We start from the raw sequence: 23,393 nt of genomic DNA on the forward strand, positions 1-23,393 counted from the left end.
GTCGGTTTTTCGTTTGTTTATTCTCCTTTTTGATAGCGTAAAACTGGTTTACGTGCTGCCATTGTTTCATCTAATCGTTTAACAACGGTTGTATGTGGAGCTTCTTGCACAATTTCAGGTGTTTCTTCCGCTTCTTTCGCAATTTGGATCATTGCATCTATAAAGCTATCTAAAGTTTCTTTTGACTCTGTTTCCGTTGGCTCTATCATGATACATTCCTCAACATTTAACGGGAAGTAAATAGTAGGTGGATGGAATCCGAAATCTAGTAATCGTTTTGCAATATCTAATGTACGTACACCAAGTTTTTTCTGACGTTTTCCACTTAAAACAAATTCATGCTTACAATGACGATCATATGGAAGATCATAATATGGTGCTAAACGACGCATCATATAATTGGCATTTAATACAGCATTTTCTGTCACTGCTTTTAAGCCGTCTGGACCCATCGAACGAATATACGTATAGGCACGAACGTTTATTCCAAAGTTTCCGTAGAATGGTTTGACACGACCGATAGATTGTGGACGATCATAGTCAAACACATATTTGTCACCTTTTTTCGTTAATACTGGCTTCGGAAGGAACGGAATTAAATCGGCTTTTACTCCAACTGGGCCTGAACCTGGACCTCCTCCACCGTGTGGACCTGTAAATGTTTTATGCAAATTTAAATGCACAACGTCAAATCCCATATCTCCAGGTCGAGCTTTAGATAATACCGCATTTAAATTGGCTCCATCATAATACAATTTCCCACCAGCATTATGAACAATTTCCGCCATTTCTAAAATATTTTCTTCAAAAAGTCCTAATGTATTAGGATTCGTTAACATTAAAGCTGCTGTATCAGGACCAACCACTCTTTTTAAATCTTCTAAATCCACTAATCCGTTTTCATTTGATTTAACCGTAATGGTTTCAAAACCTGCAACTGTAGCAGAAGCAGGGTTTGTTCCGTGTGCGGAATCTGGCACAATGACTTTTGTACGATTCGTATCCCCATTCGCTTCATGATAAGCACGAATCATCATCAATCCTGTCCACTCACCATGAGCTCCTGCTGCTGGTTGAAGGGTCACTTCATCCATTCCTGTAATTTCTTTTAAATGCTCTTGAAGATCATACATTAATTCCATCGCACCTTGTACAGTGCTTTCATCTTGTAATGGATGTATGTGAGCAAATCCATTGAATCTTGCAACATTTTCATTAATTTTCGGATTGTATTTCATCGTACAGGAACCAAGCGGATAAAATCCTGAATCGACTCCATGATTGCGTTTGGATAATGCAGTATAGTGACGCATAATATCCAACTCTGAAACTTCTGGAAGGTCTGCATCTTCTGTTCTTATATAATCAGAAGGAATTAATTCTTCAACCTTTACTTCCGGCACATCCATTTCTGGTAAACTATAGCCTACTCTTCCCTCTTTACTTAATTCAAAAATTAATGGTAAGTCTTTATTTTGCATTTTGATCCCCCAATTCCTTAACGAATGTGTCAATTTCTTCCTTCGTTCTTAACTCTGTTACGGCAATAAGCATATGCCCTTTTAATGATGGATCAAATTTTTCTAGGTCATATCCGCCAATGATTCCTTTTTTTAATAGATACTCATTAATTTCTTTAATCGGTTTGTTTAGACAAACGACAAACTCATTGAAAGATGGGCCTTCAAAGACTACCTCTACACCATTCTTTTTCAATTGTTCTTTTGCATAATTCGCTTTTTGAATATTGGCGATTGCCATTTCTTTTATCCCTTTTTTCCCTAAAGCTGTCATAGCGACACTTGCTGCAAGAGCATTTAATGCTTGGTTGGAACAAATATTGGATGTTGCCTTATCTCGGCGAATATGTTGCTCACGCGCTTGTAACGTTAACACAAATCCTCTACGTCCATCTTCATCAACGGTTTGTCCAACAAGTCTTCCTGGTATTTTTCTCATCAATTTATTGGTTACTGCAAAAAATCCACAATGCGGACCACCAAAAGATGTTGGGATACCAAATGGTTGAGCATCTCCTACGACAATATCTGCTCCTAGTTTTCCAGGTGGTGTTAAAACTCCTAAGGCTAACGGGTTGCTTGAAACGACAAACATTCCTTTTTTCTCATGAGCGATTTGTTCAATTTCCTTTAAAGGTTCAATTCTTCCTAAGAAGTTTGGATATTGAACAATGACTGCAGCAATTTCTTCTGTCATTAATTCTTTTAGTGCATCCAAGTCTGTTACGCCGTCTTTCATTGGAACTTCAATTACATCAATATATTGACCTTTTGCATATGTTTTCACGACATCTTTAGATTCTGGATGAACACTTTGGGAAAGTAAAACTTTTTTTCGACGTGTGTGTCCAGCACTTAACATAGCCGCTTCCGCTAGTGATGTTCCCCCATCGTACATCGATGAGTTTGCCACTTCCATTCCTGTTAATTCACAAATCATTGTTTGGAATTCAAAAATGGCTTGCAATTCCCCTTGGGATATTTCCGGTTGATATGGAGTATAGGCCGTATAAAATTCAGAGCGTGAAATGACATGATCAACGATTGTTGGAATATAATGATCATACACTCCGGCACCTAAAAAGCTTGTGTAAGTTTTTAAGTCGGCATTTTTTGCTGCTAACGTTTGCAACTCTTTTAGAAGAGCAGATTCTGATTTAGCTTTTTTGATCTTATATTCACCTTTGAATCGAACTTTTTCAGGGATATCTGAAAACAATTCTTCCACACTGTTAACACCAATGGTCTCCAGCATTTCTTTTTGGTCTTGCTCTGTCATCGGTAAATAGCGATGTTTCATTCAAATCCCTTCCTTTTCTCTTATTTTCCTCGTTTATAAAAAGGTGTTGAAACGACGATTGCTTTTAGTCGTTTACCGCGAATATCCACTTCTACTTCAGTACCAACGGATGTATAATTAGCATCCAATAACACGAGCCCTACATTTTTCTTTAATGTTGGTGATTGTGTTCCAGAAGTTACAAAACCGATTTTTTCATCACCTTTATAAACTTCATACCCATGTCTTGGGATTCCACGGTCAATCATTTCAATTCCAACTATTTTTCTTTTTGGTCCTTGTTCTTTTTGTTCTTTTAATGCAGCTTTCCCGATAAAATCTACTTCTTTATTTACTTTTACTGCAAATCCAATCCCAGCTTCAATTGGAGAGATGTCTTTTGATAATTCTTGTCCATATAATGCTAGATTCGCTTCAAAACGTAAAGTATCTCTTGCACCTAAACCACATGGTAACAATCCATCTTCTTTTCCAGCTTCTAAAATAATGTTCCATAGTTTTGGTGTATCTTCAGCTTTGCAATAAATTTCAAATCCGTCTTCCCCAGTATAACCAGTACGAGATACTAACGCATATATCCCGTTTATATTTACGTCATTTTCAAAGGAGAAAAACTTAATTTCTGATAAGTCTTTGTCTGTTATTTTTTGTAGTATGGCTTGTGCATTTGGTCCTTGAATAGCTAATTGACCATATTGGCTAGAAACGTTTTCTACCTTTACATCTCCTTCAACATGATCAAATAACCATTGAAAATCTTTTTCTATGTTTGCAGCATTAACCACTAATAAATAATCTTCATTGCTGAATTTATACACTAATAAATCATCGACCGTACCACCATCTTCATAGCACATCGCCGTATATTGGGCTTTCTTTTCCTTTAAAACAGAAATATCATTAGTCATCATTTTTTGAAGAAATTGTTCAGCATCTTTTCCTTTTACTGTAATTTCACCCATATGAGATACATCAAAAAGCCCAGCGTTTGTTCTTACAACTTCATGCTCTTCTTTAATACTTGAAAATTGAACAGGTAATTCCCATCCTCCAAAATCAATACATTTCGGTTTTCCATATTTTTCATACTCCGTAAAAACAGGTGTTCTTTTTAATGACACTGTTACGACCCCTTTCCTTTTTCACTATGTTAAAAAATCATAGTTTGACAGTTACTAAGTGTTAAACAATGCTTACAAAAATAGTAAACATGAAAATAGGACAGTCATCCCTTATAAATAGAGATTCTCTGTCCTTTTACCTGAAAGTTTAACCTTTACGGCTTTCCCCTTTGGTGGCTTTAAAGCACTCTCCAGAGATGCGTCCAACAAGAGTCTTTTTGCCTGAGAGATTCACAATAATCTTGCTTGCTCCTTCGGCGCCGTCTTTGCGACAGTCTCTCCCCTTGCCTTCATTCGCGACTATATAATTTTCAATTGGGCATAATAAAGTAAAGCCCTTACAAAGCTATCATCATCGTACCTTAAATTTTGTCATTCTTCAATATTTTTCGTTGTTTTTCCAAAAGGAGTTGTTATATATGGATCTTCTTATCGAATTTGACCAAAAATGGGGACAAGAATTTATTAAGAGATTTGAAGATGACGGACCTTGGTCAAATTGGGAATTATATAAATTAGCTATTGAAGCAGAAAAACATTTAATTATCCCTGAGTTTACAGGGCTTCAAGCACCAAAATTTTTGCCAAAGTTAGCTCCTCTTCCCCACCAACTAGAAGCTGCTAGACAAGTGGTAGAAAAAATGAATGGAAAAGCAATATTGGCTGATGAAGTTGGCCTAGGAAAAACCATTGAAGCGGGATTAATTTTAAAAGAATATATGATACGAGGTTTAGTAAAAAAAGTATTAATTTTAGTTCCTGCATCTTTAGTATCTCAATGGGCAGAAGAACTTAATACGAAGTTTCATATTCCTGCGTTAGCACCGAAAAGAGGATATGGATGGGATACGAATGATATTATCGTTTCATCGCTAGATACTGCTAAACGCTCGCCTCACCGAGAAGTAATCTTAGAACAAAATTATGACTTAGTCATAATTGATGAAGCACATAAATTAAAAAACCATAAAACGAAAAACTATGAATTTGTTCAATTATTAAAAAAGAAGTTTTGTTTACTCCTAACAGCAACTCCGATTCAGAATAATATTGAAGAAATTTTCAACTTAGTATCTTTATTAAAGCCAGGACATTTAGGTAGCATTACTGATTTCATGGATAAGTATAAAAAAGATTCCCGCTCCATTAATGAAGATCGGCATTTAAAAGAATTAGTTGATAAAGTAATGATACGAAATCGGCGCGTTGATACGGGCTTAGAATGGACGAAACGCCACGTAGAAACAATAACCATTGAATTTAATAAAGAAGAAAGAGAATTGTATGACGCTATTATGAAATTGAAAGACGAATCTTCCTTTGTTGCCAATAGTGCGTTTTCCATTTTGACGTTGCAAAGGGAAGCTTGCAGTAGTAGAGAAGCCGTTTATTTAACGTTAAAAAATTTACTCGAACGAAATGAACAACCTTCCGCTTCTTTTAAACAAGCGATTGATCACATCATGGAGAAAGTAAATGCCGTTCAAGTGAATTCAAAAGCAGAAAAAGCGTTAGAACTCATTAGAGAAATAAATGATAAAGTCATTATTTTTACTGAGTATCGAGCAACCCAATTATATTTGCAATGGTACTTAAAGCAATACGGCATTACATCGGTTCCGTTTCGAGGAGGTTTTCGCCGCGGAAAAAAAGATTGGATGAGAGAATTATTCCAAAAACATGCACAAGTCCTTATTGCTACGGAAGCAGGTGGAGAGGGAATTAACTTACAATTTTGCCATCATATAATTAATTTTGATTTGCCTTGGAATCCAATGAAACTTGAGCAACGAATTGGAAGAATCCACCGATTTGGACAAGAAAATGATGTAAAAATATACAACTTTGCTACGAAAGATACGATTGAAGAACATATTTTAACATTATTGTACGAGAAAATTGAATTGTTTAAGCGAGTCATTGGAGAATTGGATGACATATTAACGAGATTAGATTTCGGCAACGTGGAGGAATATATAGAAGATATATTTACAAGTTCCAGTTCGGAAGGAGAAATGAGAATAAAATTAGAAAACTTCCATTCAATGATCGATCTCGCACAGACGATAAAAGAGGGGGAGTCTCATGCAGCAGCAGGAAATTCATAGTTACCTGTTAAAATATTTTCAAGCGAATGATTGTGAGATTATTGAAAATAATAGTGGACAACTGACGGTTCAATTAACCATAGATTTGGATAAACGATTAATGAATCGACCCTTTTATTGGACCTATATAGAAAAAACCGGGGGAACCCCCAATCCGATGAAACTTACGCTACTTACAGATTTTAAACCGAATGAAAAAGTAAAAGGGGAACACATTCATTTTGGCTCCCCGAGATTACATCAAATTTTTCAATCAACAAAAGAACTCGGTGCCTTTATCCGTTTATATGAGGAACGACAAAGTTCAATGCCACAACAAGTTGCTTTAGTACCATGGCTATGCTTAAATGTAAAGATTAGTTACATTTGTGACCGTAAAAAAGATCAATTTCGCTCGATCGGCTTAAATTTAATCCATGGAGTTATGGTTGAAGATTTTCATGATAAAATGTTGCAATTACCGTTAACGCCAAAAATACCTGATTTTTCTTTTACGTTAACACCGATTATTATGCCGAAAAGCGGAATAAAAAGAATTGAGAATTATATAAGAAAGGAAATTGAAGAAGAAGAACATCAATGGGCGGAAGAAGCGATTCAGCGTTGGGAAAAAGACCAACAATTATTGGATTATTTTTATGAAGAATTAGATGAAAAACCTGAAACATACTATATTGAAAAAGAGGCATTACGAGAACAGTACGAACCAAAAATTAACGTTTCGATCATCAATGGCGGATTGTTTTATTTATCAAAAGCATCAATATAATCTTCGCAATTACAAAAACAACCCCTATGTTCCACATTCTGAACATAGGGGTTTCTTTCTCCACTTTATTTTCTTTTTTTCATAAACATATAAGGAAGCATACCAAACCAACGATATAAGAATGGTTCCCTCATTTCTTTCTTTTCCATTTTTATTCTTTTTCGTTCTTCTTTTGGTCGGTCAAAATGTTGAACAACCGTTTGCGTTAAATATTTTATGTAATCGTTCGTATTCATGTTGGATGCACCCCTTTTTGACCATTATGCCCATTTACGAAAAATTTAGTACATTTAATATTTTGTCTACGGTTTCTTTTTCTGTTAAATGGGTTGTTTGTATGGTATGTGTGGCTAATTGATAAAAAGGTAGCCTTTTTTCATAAAGGGCATGTAGTTCATCCTTCGAACGATTGTTTACAAGCGGCCTTGTTTTGTCATAACGGATCCGCTCATATAATGAATGAAAGTCACATTGTAAAAAGATTACGATACCTTGTTGAAGTAAATAATCCCGAATTTCATCAATCGCCATCATCCCGCCACCCGTTGAAACGACAACATTTTGAGAAGGAAGTGATTCCACTACTTCCTTCTCAAGTTTTCTAAAAAATTGTTCTCCGTACTTCTGAAAGATTTCAGGGATTGAAAGACGAATTTTCTTTTCAATAACTTGATCCGTATCAAAAAAAGAAATATTTAAATAGTCGCTTAATAGTTTTCCAATCGTTGTTTTTCCTGCTCCCATAAAACCTACTAAATAAATGGGTTTCATTATTATTCCTTCCATTCTATAAATTCTTTTTTCCCTGTATCAAATGAAAATGAAATTGTCTGTTTACTATTTCGTTCAGTCTTACAAATTAATTTTCCTTTTTTAATATTATCATTTAACGTTAACTCGTATTCACATGAGCCTTCATCATAAAACCATTGGATACTATTCGGAACGGGATTATTATCAAAAATACGTTTCATATCTCTAATACTATTCATAATGAATGTATCCATCAAATAATTTTCTTCAGACAAATGGTAGAAACTTTTCTCAGACGTAAACATTTGTATGGAAAATATTATAATTGTAAAACAAACGATATACATACAAATTGTAAACGGTAAAATAAACCCATACTCATTTCGGAATAATGGTTTAAGAAGACGATGGAATAACATATATTTTAGCTGAAAATTTTTGGTTATTAACTGTTCGAACTGATATTTCAATATGATTCGCTTGTTTTTTAAATTCAACACTTTGGACAAAATGAAGTAAGATTTCATGCCCTTTTCCATCTACCCTTCTTCTAATCAGTTGACCATATTGTTCATAATCCACTCGTTCATTAGAAAAATTGATAAACGTAAGTCGTTGATTTACCGCTGTAATTTGACGAGCTCCTCTTAATTCCAGCTTGCTTTGATGAAGAAATATTTCCCATTCTTTTTCTTCAACTTCATTAGAAAATTGAGTATTGACATAAATGAACGGAATAAACATCGCGATCAATGTAACAACATAGAGCCAGACGGAAAAAGAAAATAGCATTTCAGCTAGCGTATATCCACTTTCACTCTTTAATAGTTTGACAAACCTTTTTATCATGGTTATCTCCAACTTTATTCACACAAATCTTAACCATTTGATTAATTTTTTCCGAATGAAGAAAATAGTCATCTTTATGGATTTTAGGAACTTCACTTGTTAATAAATAATGTTGTATCGTTTCTGTTAATAATTTTCTTTTTTCTAATTGTTCCTTTTGTGAAATCCTCTGCTCTTCTAGATTCATTATGATTGGAATAAAAGTTGTTATAGCCGAACATATGATAAAAAAGGATAATAATACTTCTACCGCAATATTTCCATTACTGTTTTCTAACTTCAAAACGCCCCCTCCCTAAATGAAATATGATTCGATATTTTTGCCCGTGTATTTTTAAATAAAGCGAACCCGATGGGTAAGTACTCCCAGAAATATTAAACTTAAATTCAATAATTCCATCGTAAAGGAACTCAACATAGTCGGGATATTTCCGTTCAACTATATATCCGACGAGGGGATCCCGAAAAAAATATTTTTCCACATCAGGATAAAATCGTGCATAAACCTCTCTTTCTTTTGTCAATGAATAGAGTTGAGCAAAATATAAATCAGACTTTAATTGTTGGAGAAAATGTTCCGTTTCAAAATGTTTTACAAGTTTAGAATAGTATAGAGGGGTTATTGTAACGATGAGCAAAAAAATAGAAAAAACAATACACGTTTCAATAAATGTGAACCCTTGTTGACAATGTTTCATAAGACTTTACCATTATTATCTATGGTAATTTTCTCTCCATTTGGACAAGAGCTGTTTTCCTCTTTTAAATAACCGTTACTTATTAATTCATCTACACTTTCTGGTAAACGCTGATGTTCAATCGAAAAAGCTTGAACTTGTGCCTCTACCATTTTTTTCAATGCCTCGCAACCTTTATTATTAATGGTGGAATTATGTTTTGAAATATTAGGTATGGTAATGATTAATAGAATCGTAATGACCAATAGTACGATCATCATTTCAATCAGTGTAAATCCCTTCTCTTCATTCATAAATCTTTTCATTTTTCTTCCCTCCAGTCATAATTGATGAATCATTTGAAAAGTTGGTTGCATGACTACAAAATAAATAAGGAAAATAAACAGCCCTATGAGAACAAATAACATTGGCTGTAATCGTTTCAACCATCGTTCCATTTTTTCAGAGAATTCTTCAAAACAATATTGACTATATTGATATAGTTCAATATGAAGTCTCCCATTCATCTGCCCATGTGCAAGAATAAACGATAAATCTTTTCTCCATATTGGAATAGAAAGACATGATGTGGCTAAAGACTCCCCTCGTAATAAAGACTCCCGAACCTTGTTAATCGTCTCTTTTAAATAAAGCTTTTTTGGATCGCTAGATAAAAAATTTAAGCTATCAGATATGGAAGCACCACTTTTTATCAATTCACTTAAATGATAGGAAAAATAGTAACTGTTCCAGAGTTTTTGAATTTTCCCTATAAATGGAAGTGAGCATCTGAAAATCTGACGTTGCAAAGGTGTTTTTCGTTTATAGAATATGATGAATAAAATGGTAAGAATGGTATTAAAAGCTACGATTATTAAAACCATATCGAGTAGATGCTCATGCAACCAAATAAAGAGTTTGAAAATTGAAGATGAGGTCATATGAAAGGAATGATAAAGTTGGATAAATTGAGGAATCATATATTGCTGAAAATAAAAAATCATTACGATTATAAATATAAATAAAAGAATAGGATAAGAAAGTAGTTGATACATTTTTGACTGTTCTTGGACTCTGTTTAATAAAATTTTGCTAATGCTTTGAAAGGAAGAAATGATTCTTCCGTTTTTTTCTGCAAAGAATGTAAAACTTATGCATGTAGAATGAAAATCTAATTGTTGAAAAATCGTATAAAGTGGACTCCCTCGATTTAATAAACTCAAACAAAAATCAATATCTTTTTGATGACGTTCCTTTGCATGAATTTTTAAAAATTCGAGTGCTTCACTAATCGTATATCCTTCATTTAATAATTCACTTATTCGCTTAAAAAATAAAGCTTGATCTTTAATCGTCCAACGTTTTTTCATCGTCAACCACCCAGCGCTCGTATTCCTTATGTTTTATATATCCTAAAGCAATCCCCTTTCTAATAAAATCTTTTAAAGATTTAAAAGATGGATAAAAAGTTTGGTTTTCCTTTATACATGATAATATAGCTTTTAGATCTTTTCCCTTTAAAATTTCGTAAACAGCTGTTCTATTTCCTGAATACCATAAGCACCTTTCTTCACAATCACTTAAACATACGGCACAGGACAGCTCCACAAGTCTTTGGGCAGTGACAGCAATTAATGTTTGGGAAATATCATTTAAACTTACGCCAAATTCTAATAAACGATAAATCGCTCCAATGGAATCCCGCGTATGCATCGTCGTCAATACTAAATGTCCAGTGAGTGCGGCTCGAACTGCTATTTTTGCAGTTTCACTATCACGAATCTCTCCAACCATAATAATATCTGGGTCATGTCTTAAAATCGCCTTCAATCCTATAGAATAGCTTATCCCTGCTTTTTCATTTACTTGAACTTGTAATATATCTTCATTTCTCTTTTCAATTGGGTCTTCTAATGTAACTACATTACGCTGAAAAAAAGTAGATGAATGTTTCAATAATGTGTATAATGTAGAAGTTTTTCCACTTCCTGTTGGACCTGTGAATATGATAAGTCCATGAGCATGTTTTAATAGCGCAAGCAATTTTTTCGCCGTGTTAGGGAATAATGCAAGCTTATCAATAGGAATCAAGTCATCTTGTGGTAAAATTCGTATAACGAGGCTCTCTGAAAAATTTGAGGGTAATGTTGAGAGGCGAAGTCCAATGGATTTTCCATTCACTTCCATAAAATAGGAACCGTTTTGTGGTCTCCGTTTTTCACCAATATCCATCGATGCTTTAAACTTATAATGTGCAATTAATCGTTCTCCTTCTTCAATAGACAGCTTAAATTTTTGTTTTAATTGATAAGAAATTCGAAATGAAATAATGGTTGCTTTTTGTTTCAAAACAATATGGATATCGGTTGCCTTTTCTTTAACAGCTTTTTCGACTAGTTTTCTAGCCAAACTTTCCACAGTTATTGACAATCATTCACCACTCTCCTTTCTTGATTTTCATATTTCGACGTATTTCGAAAAAATCCTTCTTATTGATCATAATTTTTTTGTTCGTTTTTATAAAAACTACGTATAAAAAATTACAAACGTGTCATCTTATAAAATGTAATCCAATCATTGGGCTATAGCCAAGCGGTAAGGCAACGGACTTTGACTCCGTGATGCGCTGGTTCGAATCCAGCTAGCCCAGTTCAATAATTAATTATGAACTTTTTTTTACATTCTTTTTTTTTGTTCCAAAATCCTTCATCCTGTACTATAATGGTTAATGATTCCTGATTCCTTTTTTATTGAAAAGGAATAACATTGAAATGGATAGATACAATAAAACATACAGAATAACCTGTATGAAGCGGTATTTACATACTATTGTAAATTCCTTTATAATGTTTAAAGAAGCTAACTGTATTGGAACAAAGGAGGGATACATACATGGATCGGATGTACAGAGTATTAGGTTTTTGGACCGGTATATTTACTGTCATGTTTTATTTAGGTGGCATGTATACAACAGCACTTATATTTTTAGGTCAAACCGGATTTTTTGTATTATTAAGCTATTTACGTTTATCAGAAAGAATGTATCTTTACATATTTGGAGCGTATTTAACCATTTTCTTTGCAGGTTTCACATATTGGACAACATTCATGATGCCATTAGGCGGAACAGGCCATTAATATTTAAGCTCTTAAAGATGTTTATCTTTAAGAGCATTTTTGTTTAGGAATTAAAAAATATTTTATTGATATCTCGCTTCAGGATTGCCGGCCGTTCATTTTACTTTCTTGTGTGCTTATGTCTTTTAGGATGCCTAGCTCCAGCTCGGAGTGACTTGCAAACGACCCACTCCTTCCTCTATGTTAAGTTAACATTGGCTCGAAGCTCGCCGTGTTTCCTTGATTCCTCTCGTACCTCTTCCATTCTTGCATGCTTACACTTTTCTATTCTATTAATTGATGTTTTACTGCGTACAATGCTGCTTGTGTTCGATCTTGCAAGCCTAACTTTGATAACAAATTTGACACATGTGTTTTTACTGTTTTTTCTGTAATAAACAACGTTGCAGCTATTTCTTTATTACTCTTTCCTTTGGCAATTTCTTTTAATACTTCCATTTCTCTTTTTGTTAAATCAAATATGGAATTTGTTTTCTGTTTATTATTGGACAAATTTTCCACTAAATAGGAAGTTGCTTTCGGATGAAGTTCATGTTCACCTTTAACAATATTACGGATACTTCTTACTAATTGATCTGGCTCAATATCTTTTAATTGGTATCCTGTTGCTCCTGCTTCTAAAGCGGGAATGACATGATCCTGATCTGAAAAACTTGTCAACATTAAGATCTTCATTTCTGGAAATAAACGTTTTATCCGTTTTGTTGCTTCTATTCCATTCATTTGAGGCATAACTAAATCCATTAAAATAATATCCGGGTTTAGCTTCGAAGCCAATTCGATCGCTTCTATACCGTTTGAGGCTTCTCCGACAATTTCGATATCGTCTTGCGTTTGCAGGAAAAATACGAGCCCCCTGCGAACTACATGATGATCATCGACAATCAGTAAGCGAATCATATCTTTCCCCCTTTCATTGTTCAAATGGTTAATTATATCGGCAGTTTTACTGTCACTTTCGTCCCTTTTCCAATGGTTGAATTTAATGTGAAAGAACCATTTAATGATTCTGCACGCATTTTCATATTTTTCAATCCTAAAGATGGAATATTAGCATTTGGTTGATAAATAAATCCGCATCCATCATCTTCAATTGCTAATTCAACTTCATTGTCTTTCACGCTCAATCGAACGTTTACACAAGTTGAATTCGCATGTTTTTTACAATTAGCTAATGCTTCTTGGCCAATTCTCCATAACGCTTCTTCTATTTTTACTGGAAGTGAAGTGATTCCAGTTAATGCAACATTGACTTTTAACCCTAGCATTTCAGCATATCCACGTAACGCACTAATGATTCCGTTTTCTAAACCTTGTGGTCGCAATTGCCAGATTAAAGCTCTCATCTCTCCTAATGCTTCTTGGGCTAAGTCTTGTATATAATGAAACGTATCTTTTAGTCTCTCATCATTTGTCATTTCAACCCCTGCGCGGGCAGTTAAACTTAAAGAGAAGAGTAATTGATTGACAGAATCGTGAAGATCTCTTGCTAAACGGTTCCTTTCGGCAATTAGCGCGGTTTCTTTCTCTAATTTTGTTAATTTGATTCTTTTTAATGCTGTACCTATTTGATAGGCAATCGATTCGAGCAATCCTAACTCATTATCATTAAAATACGTTTTATTGGGAGATCCGACATTTAACAATCCAAATCTTTCATTACCTGCACGCAGGGGAACAGTGGCATGGTGAGTCAGTCCAGAATGATCCCCTAATTGATTGGTAATGACATTTTCAATCCTTTGACACTCAATAATATTTGTAGCTTTTGTTAGTTTTCCAGAATAAAATCGGTTCACACACCAACATTTTCCTTTTTTCATTCTCAAACATTCATTTTCTCTTAATGCGGGTGGAAGCTGTTCGCTGGCAACAAGTTCATGATTGCCATTTTGATCTATTAGAAAAATCCAACCTACTTTTAGCCCGGTTACTTCAAGAAGTTTTTTTAACACTTCAGAAAGTACACTTTGTGTATCCGTTCCTTCATTAAGTAATTCTGCAATTTCTTTCAAGATTACAATTTCTTTTTGTCCGGACTGCTTACTCAAACGTCTCACTCCCATATTCTATTTATCTTCCATTATAAATGGATATAAATAAAGAAAAAACATCATGATTTTTTTATTTGGAAAAATTCTATAATTTCCCCATGTTTTCCTTGATAAAAGACAGTAGTCCATCCGTTTTTCAATTCATATGGTCCTTCCAAAAGAAACATTTCAAATTTTTCTAGTTTAGATGCTATCGAATGTATATCATCTACTTGAAAACATAGATGTCTATCGTTAACTTTTTCTTCAGCACTTGCATCTTCTATTAATTCAATCGTTAAAGTATCGATTTGTATAAAAGCAATTTTTTCCTCCCATTCTTCTAGATATAAGAGGATCTTCGCTTGAAAAACATTTTGATAAAATTGAATGGCAGATGGTAAGTGGGGAACGGTTATTGAAAAATGATGAAATTTCATCTAAATGACCTCCATCCTTGACAACCATTAAATGATTAAATTCATATCCCCGAACTCATGCCAATAATATTCATGTTTTATCGCTTCTTCATATGCTTTCATTAAAAATGATTCTGGCACAAAAGAAGATAATAAATGTAAATGACTAGCTTCAGGTTCATGGAAACCAGTAATGATTCCATCCGCACTGATAATTTTAAAATCTCGATCTATATATAAATTTGTCCATCCTGAATATTTCCCAGTATGAATGGCTGTTTCCACTGCACGAATGACCGTTGTCCCGACGGCAATCACTTTGTTTCCTTTATTCTTCGTTTCTTGAATTTGCTTGATGACATTTGGAGGAACCACAAATTCTTCAAATTGTAGAGAAGGTGAATGATCCCATTTATCATCCAAATAGTAGCTTAATCCAGTATGAAGAATAATTGAAGCTACTTGAACACCTTTTCTTTTTAGCTTTTCTAACAATTCCCATGTAAAGGCTCTACCAGCTGAAGGCATTTCCATTGATCCTGGAATACTCCCGAATACCGTCTGATAGTCTTCTAACGGGTATGGTTGATGAATATATTCATAACGAATGGGTTCCCCTAACTTATATATCTCATGGAGGAGTTGTACTCCCCCTAATGTAAATTCCATTCGTTTAAATGGCGAGTGCTCACTGACTTTTGTCACTTTTCCAATAACGTTGTTGGAAAAATGAAAGATATCTCCGAATTGAATTCCTTCTTGAGGAATAATTACATCCCATTCTCTTTCATTTAACTGCCTGGCAAGCCGAATTTCACAATTCATTTTTAAAAATTTCTGTCCTCTATACCAATCCGCTTTTAATAATGCTGGTATCGTTCTACTATTATTAACAATAAGCAAATCACCTTTGTTCAAATATTGATCAAGATTATAAAAACAATCATGATCAATGGCTCCTGTTTGCTTATTTAAAACCATTAATTTCACTCCATCTCTCCTTAACCCTCGTTTTTCAGGGGGACAGGTGGCATTTAACTCTTTTGGAAGTTGAAACGTATAGGTTGTTCTCACTGATTTTCCCCTCTTTTCAAAAATTTTTGTGCTTCAATTCTTTGACCATGAATATGAGCTCCTTCTTTTGATACTAAATAAAGAAAGACATCAACAATTTCTTCTGGTTTTGCTAATGGATAATCACAGTCGATAACAGCAAGTTGATGCATTTCCGTATCCATTTCACCAGGGTCTACCATATTCATACGAATATTTGTATTCGCTAGTTCTTCAGCCCAAATTTCTGTCAATCCTTCTAAAGCAAATTTTGAAACTCCATAAGCTCCCCATCCCTCATATCCAATATGTCCTGCTTCAGAAGTTATATTTATAATAGTTCCTTCATTCCGTAATAACATTCCAGGTAATACCCTTTTTGTCACTAAAAACGGACCAAATGCATTAACCCGTAGGACATTTAAAAATTCGTCTGCCGGATAATCCGCTAAAATCGGCATAGGACTTGGCCCAAGAACAGATGCATTATTAATAAGAACATCAATTTTTCCAAACTCTTTTTCAGTTATGGAAACAAAACGTTCAATATCAAACGGATTTGAAGCATCTGCTTGTACGGCCAAAACTTGAACACCCATATTTCGTAACTCTTTTTCTACTTTCCTTAATTTTTCTTGGCCTCTTGCACATATAGCAAGCTTTGCTCCTTTTTCTCCAAAAGCCATTGCCAGTGCCCTTCCTAATCCTTTCGAAGCACCGGTAATCATAACCACTTGATCCTTCAACATGCTCATCTCCTCTTTATTAAATGTTTCAACTTTATCTTAAGAGGAAATGAAAAGGATTCCTTCAGTAAAAAGCTAGAAATAAGAATACAACTTTAGTCGTGGAAAAAACCAAGTAAATTTTTTAATCTCCATGCAACTTTTTTACGATTTATTCGTATTATAGTTGGAGTCATCCTAAAAATTATGTATGATGGAAATATCTTCTATAAAAAACGAAAAAGAAAGAAGGGGAAATATGTCTAATATTGCGTTGGAAGTCCAATCTTTAACAAAACAAATTGGTAAAAAGAAGATCGTGGACAACGTTAGCTTTCAAATCATGAAAGGAGAAATTTTTGGACTGTTAGGACCAAACGGAGCAGGAAAAACGACAATCATCAAAATGATCGTCAGTCTTATCAATCGGACGAATGGTAAAGTCATTGTCAACGGTCACGACTTAGATGAATCATTTTCGAAAACATTAAATGAAATTGGTGCGATTGTCGAAAACCCTGAATTCTACAAATACTTATCAGGTTATAAAAACTTAAAACATTATGCAAGAATGGCCATTAAAGACATTTCAGACGAAAAAATCATGGAAATTACTAAACTCGTTGGGTTAGAAGATGCCATACATAATAAAGTCAAAACCTATTCTTTAGGGATGCGTCAAAGACTGGGAGTGGCCCAAGCATTACTGCATGATCCATCTGTATTAATTTTGGATGAACCGACAAACGGATTAGATCCTCAAGGAATACGTGAATTTAGGGAACATTTAAAAGTTCTTGCGAAAAAAGGCATTTCAGTCCTTGTGTCCTCTCATTTACTTTCTGAGATGCAACTGATGTGTGATCGTTATGCAATTATTGAAAAAGGGAAACTAATCCATATCGCATCTATTGAAGAATCCGATGAGAATGAGTCAAATGCTGTAAAAGAGGTAACATTTGTCGTTAATGATAGTCAAAAAGCTGTTGAGTTGATAGAACATGCTGCATTAAACGGAAACTTTGTCGTGAAAAATGGACAAGAGTTCCATGCAATGATTGAATACAATTCGATTCCAAAAATAAATAAAGTGCTTGTTCAAGGAGATATTGATGTTTTTAGTATCCAAGTGAGCAAGAAAACATTAGAAGATCGATTCTTAGAAATTACAAATGCCGAAAAGAGTGGTGAAGAAAAATGATCCGTTTAATACAAAATGAATGGATGAAAATATTCGGGAAACATAGTTCGTGGGTTTATGCTGTAATCATTATTGCTATATTATTCATTGGTGGTATTTTGTATCAAAAATTTGAGCCAGAACCAAGTGAAAATTGGAAAGAAGAAGTCGAACAAGAAATCGAAGGAATCCAATTTGAATTATCCAATGGAGATATTGATGATAGCTATCGTGAGCATTTGGAAAGCCAATTAAAAGTAAAACAAGAAATATTAAAAAATAATATTAATCCGAATAAACTCACCAATTGGGATTATATGAAAGATATTGTCATTGGCATTACGTCTTTAGTTACTCTTTTTAGTGTTATTATTGCTAGTGGAAATATAGCTGCGGAATATTCAGACGGTACAATTAAACAATTACTTATTCGCCCACATAAGCGTTGGAAAATTTTATTATCAAAATATATTACCATTAATCTATATTCTCTATTCCTTCTCTTTGTTTTAATCGTTTCTGGATATATCATTGGATCAATTCTTTTTGAAAATGGTAGCTTTTCAGAAAAAACGGTTATTGAAACGTACATTCAAGGTGGTCAAGATCCAATTATAACTACCGTTGGTGCCCAATTCGTTAAAGGAATTCTATTATACCTACCAAGTTTACTTATCATTAATACGATTTCCTTTATGTTATCAACATTATTTAAAAATCAATCGTTAGCGGTTGGTGTAGGAATCTTTGTATTGTTCTTAAATTCCGTGCTAGGTGCTATATTGTTCTCATTATTAGATCGCTATGAATGGTTTAAATATATTATTTTCCCTCATTTAGATTTACAAATCTATTTATATGGTAATAATTTTTATGATCTATTAACATTACCATTTTCATTAACAATATTAGCTGTTTATTACATCATTTTCATGGTTTTAACATTTACGTACTTCCAAAAAAGAGATATTACATTTTAACAAAATAAAAAAATCATCATTTCCATTATGGAGAATGATGATTTTTTTATACGCATCAACATGTTTTACTTTTTTGAATAAGTACGTGAAAGGAATTACTTATACTACCCGGTGTAATAAGGGAGCGGATTGCTCGGTTTCGTTTGCTAGTGAATGAAAAAGGGTCCGTTTCATGATGATTTATTAACTCATTTAAAATACCTATTTTAAGCAAGAATTCATCTTGTCGAGCAAATTCGACCGTTGTAAAGCCATATTCCTTCCCGATTTGTATAAAAGCATCAAAATGGATATGATGTGTAATATCCATTTGGCCAGGATATTTTAATACATCTCTAATCATTTCATGACGATAGTATCCTCTTAAACTTCCATCTTTTCTGATCGGATGTGTCAGTTCATGAAAACGATATCCGTAATCGATGGTCATTAAAATAGTGTTTTTACACTTTTTTAATAACTTTTCATAAAACTCAATTGCTTTTAAAGGTATTTCTAATCTTTGACCATTTTGCAAGGAAATTTGATAATTATTTAAATAGTTCTCAACACGTTCATTCATTAATGGTAGTAACATTTCTTGTAATTGACCATTTTTTTCTGTCACAACAACTTCAAATATTTCTCCCTCTTGTTTCTGAATAACATGAACAGGGAATGCATCAAAAAATTCATTTGAAAAAATAAATCCATTGAAACATTCTAGTTCATCTATAGTAGTTAAATATTGAACAGGATAATCTTTTAAACGTCCTTTTTGAATATTACGATGAAAATCACTTTTTTCAATCGAATAATAATTTACCTTCTGATTAGAAAGATTAGATAAAAAGGAAAAAGCAAAATGACCTGTCCCACTTCCAAGTTCATAAAAATTAGGCTCAATGGAAAAATCATTGATCGACTTTAAAAAATATTTTGCAATCATTTCTGCAAAGACAGAAGAAAATAAAGGAGTTGTATAAAAATCCCCTCTTTTCCCTACCTTTTCATGATTTTTCATATAGTACCCTTCAGACGGTTCATAAAGTGCCAACGCAATAAATTCATCATATGTAATATAGTTATTTTCTGATAATTTAATCCTTTCTAAAATCTTCTCCATCACTTTCTCCATCACCTTTAAAAAGTGAATCCGTTTAAAAACGGGTTTGTATCCATTTCATTTTGTATAGTTGTTGTCGGACCATGACCTGGAAGTACCTCTGTTTGTTCAGGTAATTGAAGTAATTTATGATGAATACTGTGCATTAATTGTTGAAGGTTTCCACCCGGTAAATCCGTTCTTCCTATGCTATTTTGAAATAAAGCGTCACCAGAAACAACTGCATTTAATTCATGAAAATAATAAGATACACTTCCTGGCGAATGACCAGGAGTAAATAAAATTTGAAAACTAAATGGACCAATTTTCATGCTTTCCTCTTGAGTAATCCATACATCAGCATCTTCACATTGAATAGAATTTCCCATAAAAAATTGTGAACCATTTAATGAAGGGTTTTTCAGCCAATCTTTTTCATGTTCATGGAGGTATAAAGGAATTTGATACTGATTTCTCATATATTCGACAGCACCGATATGATCAAAATGTGCATGTGTTAATAAGATGGCAAGCGGTTTCAACTCATTCTCTTTCAACCACTTTTCTAACACATTTTCATCACCACCAGGGTCAAAAATTAAACACTCTTTATGATTATGTACAATAAAGCAGTTCGTCTGTAATGGACCCAATGAAATTTTTTCCCATTTCATGTTTGCCACTCACTCCTTAAAAAAATAAAAATGGACAAAGAACTGTCATGATTGGACCTCGACAAATAAAATAAAAAACATTACAATAAGTAATAGTGAGTACTTTTATACATAATAATACATATAAATCCTTACTCCGAAAAGGATGAATATTTTAGGGGGTAAAGTTAATGGGTACAGTTATCATATTTGCACTAGTAACATTACTAGCTCTATATGGTGTATTTTCATCTTTAAAAAATCGTAATATTCTTGGTTTAGTATTCGCTTTAGCTACTGTAGCTGTTTTCGGATTCTTTACCATTATGACGATTATTGACAGTGGTTATCCAACCGCACACTAAAGGGATCGTATAGAAAACGATCCCTTTTTATTTATTCATGAACCGTTACTAGAGGATCAATATCCCCTGTATTTAATTTTAATATTTGTTCAAATCGATACCCAAATAAACACATATCTCCTTCATTGTTGCAGGATATTGGAGCATTTGGGATATCTTCTTTAACAATTTTTTCTTCTCCATTTTTTAAATCTACAGCCACCAATTGAAAAGAACCTGTATAAGTGTCTACTTCACCGCCTTCTTTTGGTCGAATATAGTAAAAAGTATCCTTTGCTTCCACTAAATCATAATGAAATACTGCAATTGATGAATATGCATTCAAATGAGGGATTGTATATTTGTACACTTGTTCAAACTCTTGATTATAAAATATTACATCTGTTTTAGTTACATCTTGTTTATTAATTGAAAGTCCCATGATCCAACCATTCCATGAATCAATATAATAATATTGTCTGTCAGAATGAATGGTAGTTGATGAACCGTCTGGAAAAAATTGAATGAATGACGCTTCAGTTTCGAGATTATCCCTTTCCCAGTTGATAGCTATCCAGTCCCTTTCGCTTTTCCACTTAATGAATGGTTGGGACAAGGATAATTCTTTTAATTCTTTTCGTGTAATATCCAATAAATAAACTTGATACGAAAAATCCTCATAGAAGCAAGTAATCATAAGTTCATTATGATTGTATGGGCTCCATTCGTACATTAATTCATAAGAAGGAATTGTTTCCTCAATCAAAATTTCCTCCGTTTTTAAGTCCATAATCAAGAGATCCGCTTTATCAAATGTAGGTGATGTATGAATAAGAACATATTCACCATTCGGACTAATTTTAGCATTTACGATTGGATCATTTCCTTCAAATAAAAGCTTCGTCTCGCCATCTTGGATATGGTAACTTATTAAATCACTTGAAGTGTCGTCATTGTTTTGTATATAAATCACTTTTCGATCATTCGTAAACCCAATAACCGATTGAAATTGTTTTTCCGTTAAAGCGATAGGTTTAATGAAGTCATCGATAATCTCATTTGGAAGTGACTTCTTTAAAGGTTGTTTATCTTTCATTTTTTCGTGCATCGAACTAATGGAATTACTTTGACATCCACTTACGAATAGGAGAAGAGTCATAATAAAAATAAAAACGGATGATATACGAATATGTATTTTTTTCACAAACACTTTCTCTCCCCCTCCTAACATAAATGGATTTAATATAATAGACGATTTAAATTGTTAAATGTTTCAAAATTTTTAAAGGAATGTAACAAAGAGAAGAAAATGCTCGGGGACAAACCGAGCATGAGATGGTGGAAAGAAGATTCTCGAAGGAGTTTTACTAATATAAGTATAAACCTTGGTTAAGCTATGTGGCAATAAAAGAACACTTAGTTTGTAATAAAAATGTCATATTTTTGTTAATGAAACATGTTTTTCATAAATAAACATACAGCTTCTTCATAAATGGATGGAACGAAAGATAGAGGTAACGGATTAATTCCCTTCCCTAATTCAACGGTAAATCCCGGTTTTTGGAAGTTTTGAATAAACCAGTCTTTATAGCCTGCATGGCTATCGATATATTGAATCGCTTTATACCCACTCACCTTTTCAAACTCTCTAGCTATTTCATACGATTCTTTTGGTTCGAAATTATCATATCCCCAATAAATTTCTTTTCCTTGTGTATGAAAGCACATCAACCGGTCGAATTTTTTTTCTTTTGCAAGTGCTGCCATAGTTATAGCTTCTGGTTCGGTTAATGGCTGTTCTCCTGGGTAATCCCTTGGAGCTGGGTGTTTTGGGATTTTTCTCTCTTTTTCAATTTCCCAATTTGCAGGAAATTGATTATTTAAATCCACTCCGCGAATATTTGCCTTCCAATGTGTAAAATCTTTGTTTCCTTCATTAATTGGTAAGACGATTTCTTCCGATTGAAAATCTGCTCCATGAATGACCAAATCAACCCCGTCTGGATTCACCATTGGAACAACCGAGAGAAAATTCTTCATATAAAGATTTAATGGATTCGTTCCATAAAAGGGTTGCTGAAGCGTTAATGAAATTAAATATTCATTGAGACATTTCATTAATATTAATGATGTAATCCATTCATTTGCATGAAAAGCCGCATTATAATGAACGATATTTGTTCCTCTGCCTACCGTTATCTCATAAATTGGCTTTTTTAATACGCTGTATCCAATCGTTCTACATTTTAAAAACGGGTACAATTCTAGCAATTGGACTAAATCTATTTGCAGTTGACGAAAATCATAAGGTCGATCGGTTCGAATCTTCGTCTTCATAACTTTCCTAGGTAATCGGATGATTTGGCCCGTCTCACATTGTTTTTCTTTTAATAATGGGTTACATCTTAAAATGGCTTCTACTGAACATTTTTTTAATAAAGAAATTGATTCAACGGAATCGTTTGGTTGAGCTTGGTAATCCTCTATATCATACCCACAAATAGCAACTTCAGTCCCTTCTAGTATTGGCTCTTGCCTAATGTGTGGGTTCGAATCTATCAAAAGTTGGACAGGTAATTGAAACCATTCGCTATATTTGCGAAACGTATCACCTTTTCTTGCTTTAATTTTCATTACTTCCCCCACCTCCTATATAAGATGTATGATGAGAAAACATTTTAATTGTT

27 protein-coding genes, 1 tRNA gene and 2 riboswitches are annotated in these 23,393 nt (G+C 33.6%); of the genes, 7 read left to right on the forward strand and 21 right to left on the reverse strand.

Translation table 11 applies throughout. The features are described from left to right. Positions 1 to 17: 17 nt before the first annotated feature. From gcvPB to gcvT, 3 genes are read right to left on the reverse strand one after another with little or no spacing between them, the layout of a single operon-like run. On the reverse strand, positions 18 to 1,481 hold the full coding sequence (gcvPB, locus tag AC3ASS_RS01120) for an aminomethyl-transferring glycine dehydrogenase subunit GcvPB (protein ID WP_488281655.1): 1,464 nt from the start codon (positions 1,479 to 1,481) through the stop codon (positions 18 to 20). Then, entirely contained in the window at positions 1,471 to 2,820 is a 1,350-nt protein-coding gene (gcvPA, locus tag AC3ASS_RS01125) for an aminomethyl-transferring glycine dehydrogenase subunit GcvPA (protein ID WP_488281656.1), read from the reverse strand. The genes gcvPB and gcvPA overlap by 11 nt, the downstream gene beginning before the upstream one ends. A gap of 20 nt (positions 2,821 to 2,840) precedes the next feature. Next, positions 2,841 to 3,941: a glycine cleavage system aminomethyltransferase GcvT gene (gene gcvT, locus AC3ASS_RS01130; protein ID WP_488281657.1), complete on the reverse strand. Its 1,101-nt coding sequence runs from the start codon at positions 3,939 to 3,941 to the stop codon at positions 2,841 to 2,843. A 125-nt stretch (positions 3,942 to 4,066) separates the two neighbouring features. Further along, positions 4,067 to 4,139: riboswitch (glycine riboswitch) on the reverse strand. 2 nt (positions 4,140 to 4,141) lie between these two features. Continuing rightward, positions 4,142 to 4,235: riboswitch (glycine riboswitch) on the reverse strand. A 125-nt stretch (positions 4,236 to 4,360) separates the two neighbouring features. Here gcvT and AC3ASS_RS01135 point away from each other — a divergent pair. Then, the gene (locus tag AC3ASS_RS01135) at positions 4,361 to 6,049 is read left to right on the forward strand and encodes a DEAD/DEAH box helicase (protein ID WP_488281658.1); all 1,689 of its coding nucleotides are present in this window, start codon (positions 4,361 to 4,363) and stop codon (positions 6,047 to 6,049) included. Then, complete coding sequence (locus AC3ASS_RS01140; protein ID WP_488281659.1) at positions 6,027 to 6,818, forward strand: YqhG family protein; 792 nt, start codon at positions 6,027 to 6,029, stop codon at positions 6,816 to 6,818. Before AC3ASS_RS01135 ends, AC3ASS_RS01140 begins: the two co-directional genes overlap by 23 nt. A 65-nt stretch (positions 6,819 to 6,883) precedes the next feature. Here the strand turns inward: AC3ASS_RS01140 and AC3ASS_RS01145 are convergent, their stop codons facing one another. The 9 genes from AC3ASS_RS01145 to comGA are packed head-to-tail and all read right to left on the reverse strand — an operon-like array spanning position 6,884 to position 11,527. Further along, positions 6,884 to 7,054, reverse strand: coding sequence for a YqzE family protein (locus AC3ASS_RS01145; RefSeq protein ID WP_488281660.1), 171 nt, complete (start codon positions 7,052 to 7,054; stop codon positions 6,884 to 6,886). A gap of 34 nt (positions 7,055 to 7,088) precedes the next feature. Further along, positions 7,089 to 7,589 carry a shikimate kinase gene (locus AC3ASS_RS01150; RefSeq protein ID WP_488281661.1) on the reverse strand — a complete coding sequence of 167 codons (501 nt, stop codon included), beginning with the start codon at positions 7,587 to 7,589 and terminating at the stop codon, positions 7,089 to 7,091. A gap of 2 nt (positions 7,590 to 7,591) precedes the next feature. Continuing rightward, complete coding sequence (comGG, locus tag AC3ASS_RS01155; protein ID WP_488281662.1) at positions 7,592 to 7,990, reverse strand: competence type IV pilus minor pilin ComGG; 399 nt, start codon at positions 7,988 to 7,990, stop codon at positions 7,592 to 7,594. Further along, entirely contained in the window at positions 7,968 to 8,420 is a 453-nt protein-coding gene (gene comGF / locus AC3ASS_RS01160; protein ID WP_488281663.1) for a competence type IV pilus minor pilin ComGF, read from the reverse strand. The genes comGG and comGF overlap by 23 nt, the downstream gene beginning before the upstream one ends. Beyond that, positions 8,386 to 8,703, reverse strand: coding sequence for a hypothetical protein (locus AC3ASS_RS01165; RefSeq protein ID WP_488281664.1), 318 nt, complete (start codon positions 8,701 to 8,703; stop codon positions 8,386 to 8,388). The genes comGF and AC3ASS_RS01165 overlap by 35 nt, the downstream gene beginning before the upstream one ends. Beyond that, positions 8,684 to 9,118: a competence type IV pilus minor pilin ComGD gene (gene comGD / locus AC3ASS_RS01170; RefSeq protein WP_488281665.1), complete on the reverse strand. Its 435-nt coding sequence runs from the start codon at positions 9,116 to 9,118 to the stop codon at positions 8,684 to 8,686. Before comGD ends, AC3ASS_RS01165 begins: the two co-directional genes overlap by 20 nt. Continuing rightward, positions 9,115 to 9,423 carry a competence type IV pilus major pilin ComGC gene (gene comGC, locus AC3ASS_RS01175; RefSeq protein WP_488281666.1) on the reverse strand — a complete coding sequence of 103 codons (309 nt, stop codon included), beginning with the start codon at positions 9,421 to 9,423 and terminating at the stop codon, positions 9,115 to 9,117. Before comGC ends, comGD begins: the two co-directional genes overlap by 4 nt. Before the next feature lie 15 nt (positions 9,424 to 9,438). Continuing rightward, the gene (gene comGB / locus AC3ASS_RS01180; protein WP_488281667.1) at positions 9,439 to 10,467 is read right to left on the reverse strand and encodes a competence type IV pilus assembly protein ComGB; all 1,029 of its coding nucleotides are present in this window, start codon (positions 10,465 to 10,467) and stop codon (positions 9,439 to 9,441) included. Continuing rightward, the gene (gene comGA, locus AC3ASS_RS01185; RefSeq protein WP_488281668.1) at positions 10,445 to 11,527 is read right to left on the reverse strand and encodes a competence type IV pilus ATPase ComGA; all 1,083 of its coding nucleotides are present in this window, start codon (positions 11,525 to 11,527) and stop codon (positions 10,445 to 10,447) included. Before comGA ends, comGB begins: the two co-directional genes overlap by 23 nt. 148 nt (positions 11,528 to 11,675) lie before the next feature. Between comGA and AC3ASS_RS01190 the strand changes: the two genes are divergently transcribed. Together AC3ASS_RS01190 and AC3ASS_RS01195 are read left to right on the forward strand one after the other, a co-directional pair. Further along, positions 11,676 to 11,747: transfer RNA gene (locus AC3ASS_RS01190), tRNA-Gln, on the forward strand. A gap of 242 nt (positions 11,748 to 11,989) precedes the next feature. Continuing rightward, positions 11,990 to 12,235 (forward strand): DUF2626 domain-containing protein, encoded by a 246-nt coding sequence (locus AC3ASS_RS01195; RefSeq protein ID WP_488281669.1) that lies wholly within the window; start codon positions 11,990 to 11,992, stop codon positions 12,233 to 12,235. 264 nt (positions 12,236 to 12,499) lie between these two features. Here the strand turns inward: AC3ASS_RS01195 and AC3ASS_RS01200 are convergent, their stop codons facing one another. The 5 genes from AC3ASS_RS01200 to AC3ASS_RS01220 form a co-directional block, all read right to left on the reverse strand. Next, positions 12,500 to 13,135: a response regulator gene (locus AC3ASS_RS01200; RefSeq protein WP_488281670.1), complete on the reverse strand. Its 636-nt coding sequence runs from the start codon at positions 13,133 to 13,135 to the stop codon at positions 12,500 to 12,502. 32 nt (positions 13,136 to 13,167) lie between these two features. Beyond that, a complete protein-coding gene (locus tag AC3ASS_RS01205; protein WP_488281671.1) occupies positions 13,168 to 14,286 on the reverse strand; it encodes a GAF domain-containing sensor histidine kinase in 1,119 nt (372 codons plus the stop codon). A 62-nt stretch (positions 14,287 to 14,348) separates the two neighbouring features. Next, entirely contained in the window at positions 14,349 to 14,708 is a 360-nt protein-coding gene (locus AC3ASS_RS01210; RefSeq protein WP_488281672.1) for a VOC family protein, read from the reverse strand. A 27-nt stretch (positions 14,709 to 14,735) separates the two neighbouring features. Beyond that, positions 14,736 to 15,761: an S-adenosylmethionine:tRNA ribosyltransferase-isomerase gene (locus AC3ASS_RS01215; protein WP_488281673.1), complete on the reverse strand. Its 1,026-nt coding sequence runs from the start codon at positions 15,759 to 15,761 to the stop codon at positions 14,736 to 14,738. After that, a complete protein-coding gene (locus tag AC3ASS_RS01220; RefSeq protein ID WP_488281674.1) occupies positions 15,758 to 16,489 on the reverse strand; it encodes an SDR family NAD(P)-dependent oxidoreductase in 732 nt (243 codons plus the stop codon). Before AC3ASS_RS01220 ends, AC3ASS_RS01215 begins: the two co-directional genes overlap by 4 nt. Before the next feature lie 235 nt (positions 16,490 to 16,724). On the opposite strand from AC3ASS_RS01220, the gene AC3ASS_RS01225 reads away from it, so the two are divergent. Together AC3ASS_RS01225 and AC3ASS_RS01230 are read left to right on the forward strand one after the other, a co-directional pair. Continuing rightward, positions 16,725 to 17,666, forward strand: a complete 942-nt coding sequence (locus tag AC3ASS_RS01225) for an ABC transporter ATP-binding protein (protein WP_488281675.1) — start codon at positions 16,725 to 16,727, stop codon at positions 17,664 to 17,666. Then, positions 17,663 to 18,625, forward strand: coding sequence for an ABC transporter permease (locus AC3ASS_RS01230; protein ID WP_488281676.1), 963 nt, complete (start codon positions 17,663 to 17,665; stop codon positions 18,623 to 18,625). The genes AC3ASS_RS01225 and AC3ASS_RS01230 overlap by 4 nt, the downstream gene beginning before the upstream one ends. A 55-nt stretch (positions 18,626 to 18,680) precedes the next feature. Here the strand turns inward: AC3ASS_RS01230 and AC3ASS_RS01235 are convergent, their stop codons facing one another. Beyond that, on the reverse strand, positions 18,681 to 19,730 hold the full coding sequence (locus tag AC3ASS_RS01235) for a class I SAM-dependent methyltransferase (RefSeq protein ID WP_488281691.1): 1,050 nt from the start codon (positions 19,728 to 19,730) through the stop codon (positions 18,681 to 18,683). Positions 19,731 to 19,747: 17 nt separating this feature from the next. Then, a complete protein-coding gene (locus AC3ASS_RS01240; protein ID WP_488281677.1) occupies positions 19,748 to 20,383 on the reverse strand; it encodes an MBL fold metallo-hydrolase in 636 nt (211 codons plus the stop codon). 170 nt (positions 20,384 to 20,553) lie between these two features. Between AC3ASS_RS01240 and AC3ASS_RS01245 the strand changes: the two genes are divergently transcribed. Beyond that, positions 20,554 to 20,727 (forward strand): DUF2759 domain-containing protein, encoded by a 174-nt coding sequence (locus AC3ASS_RS01245; protein WP_488281678.1) that lies wholly within the window; start codon positions 20,554 to 20,556, stop codon positions 20,725 to 20,727. Between the two features lie 31 nt (positions 20,728 to 20,758). Here AC3ASS_RS01245 and AC3ASS_RS01250 read toward each other — a convergent pair whose 3' ends face one another. Further along, entirely contained in the window at positions 20,759 to 21,916 is a 1,158-nt protein-coding gene (locus AC3ASS_RS01250) for a YqgU-like beta propeller domain-containing protein (RefSeq protein ID WP_488281679.1), read from the reverse strand. 236 nt (positions 21,917 to 22,152) lie between these two features. Continuing rightward, positions 22,153 to 23,340 (reverse strand): M14 family metallopeptidase, encoded by a 1,188-nt coding sequence (locus AC3ASS_RS01255; protein WP_488281680.1) that lies wholly within the window; start codon positions 23,338 to 23,340, stop codon positions 22,153 to 22,155. Positions 23,341 to 23,393 lie beyond the last annotated feature (53 nt).

The organism is Bacillus sp. JST-5, from assembly GCF_057747715.1.

What these genes read in the sequence shown, in the direction of transcription:
- AC3ASS_RS01150 (WP_488281661.1), bottom strand. Translation starts at nt 7,589, where the DNA reads ATGAAACCCATTTATTTAGTAGGTTTTATGGGAGCAGGAAAAACAACG.
- AC3ASS_RS01225 (WP_488281675.1), top strand. Translation starts at nt 16,725, where the DNA reads ATGTCTAATATTGCGTTGGAAGTCCAATCTTTAACAAAACAAATTGGT.
- comGF (WP_488281663.1), bottom strand. Translation starts at nt 8,420, where the DNA reads ATGATAAAAAGGTTTGTCAAACTATTAAAGAGTGAAAGTGGATATACG.
- AC3ASS_RS01235 (WP_488281691.1), bottom strand. Translation starts at nt 19,730, where the DNA reads ATGGAGAAGATTTTAGAAAGGATTAAATTATCAGAAAATAACTATATT.
- AC3ASS_RS01230 (WP_488281676.1), top strand. Translation starts at nt 17,663, where the DNA reads ATGATCCGTTTAATACAAAATGAATGGATGAAAATATTCGGGAAACAT.
- AC3ASS_RS01200 (WP_488281670.1), bottom strand. Translation starts at nt 13,135, where the DNA reads ATGATTCGCTTACTGATTGTCGATGATCATCATGTAGTTCGCAGGGGG.
- AC3ASS_RS01210 (WP_488281672.1), bottom strand. Translation starts at nt 14,708, where the DNA reads ATGAAATTTCATCATTTTTCAATAACCGTTCCCCACTTACCATCTGCC.
- AC3ASS_RS01255 (WP_488281680.1), bottom strand. Translation starts at nt 23,340, where the DNA reads ATGAAAATTAAAGCAAGAAAAGGTGATACGTTTCGCAAATATAGCGAA.
- AC3ASS_RS01240 (WP_488281677.1), bottom strand. Translation starts at nt 20,383, where the DNA reads ATGAAATGGGAAAAAATTTCATTGGGTCCATTACAGACGAACTGCTTT.
- comGD (WP_488281665.1), bottom strand. Translation starts at nt 9,118, where the DNA reads ATGAAACATTGTCAACAAGGGTTCACATTTATTGAAACGTGTATTGTT.
- AC3ASS_RS01220 (WP_488281674.1), bottom strand. Translation starts at nt 16,489, where the DNA reads ATGTTGAAGGATCAAGTGGTTATGATTACCGGTGCTTCGAAAGGATTA.
- comGC (WP_488281666.1), bottom strand. Translation starts at nt 9,423, where the DNA reads ATGAAAAGATTTATGAATGAAGAGAAGGGATTTACACTGATTGAAATG.
- gcvPB (WP_488281655.1), bottom strand. Translation starts at nt 1,481, where the DNA reads ATGCAAAATAAAGACTTACCATTAATTTTTGAATTAAGTAAAGAGGGA.
- AC3ASS_RS01245 (WP_488281678.1), top strand. Translation starts at nt 20,554, where the DNA reads ATGGGTACAGTTATCATATTTGCACTAGTAACATTACTAGCTCTATAT.
- AC3ASS_RS01145 (WP_488281660.1), bottom strand. Translation starts at nt 7,054, where the DNA reads ATGAATACGAACGATTACATAAAATATTTAACGCAAACGGTTGTTCAA.
- AC3ASS_RS01135 (WP_488281658.1), top strand. Translation starts at nt 4,361, where the DNA reads ATGGATCTTCTTATCGAATTTGACCAAAAATGGGGACAAGAATTTATT.
- AC3ASS_RS01140 (WP_488281659.1), top strand. Translation starts at nt 6,027, where the DNA reads ATGCAGCAGCAGGAAATTCATAGTTACCTGTTAAAATATTTTCAAGCG.
- AC3ASS_RS01195 (WP_488281669.1), top strand. Translation starts at nt 11,990, where the DNA reads ATGGATCGGATGTACAGAGTATTAGGTTTTTGGACCGGTATATTTACT.
- gcvPA (WP_488281656.1), bottom strand. Translation starts at nt 2,820, where the DNA reads ATGAAACATCGCTATTTACCGATGACAGAGCAAGACCAAAAAGAAATG.
- comGB (WP_488281667.1), bottom strand. Translation starts at nt 10,467, where the DNA reads ATGAAAAAACGTTGGACGATTAAAGATCAAGCTTTATTTTTTAAGCGA.
- comGG (WP_488281662.1), bottom strand. Translation starts at nt 7,990, where the DNA reads ATGTTATTCCATCGTCTTCTTAAACCATTATTCCGAAATGAGTATGGG.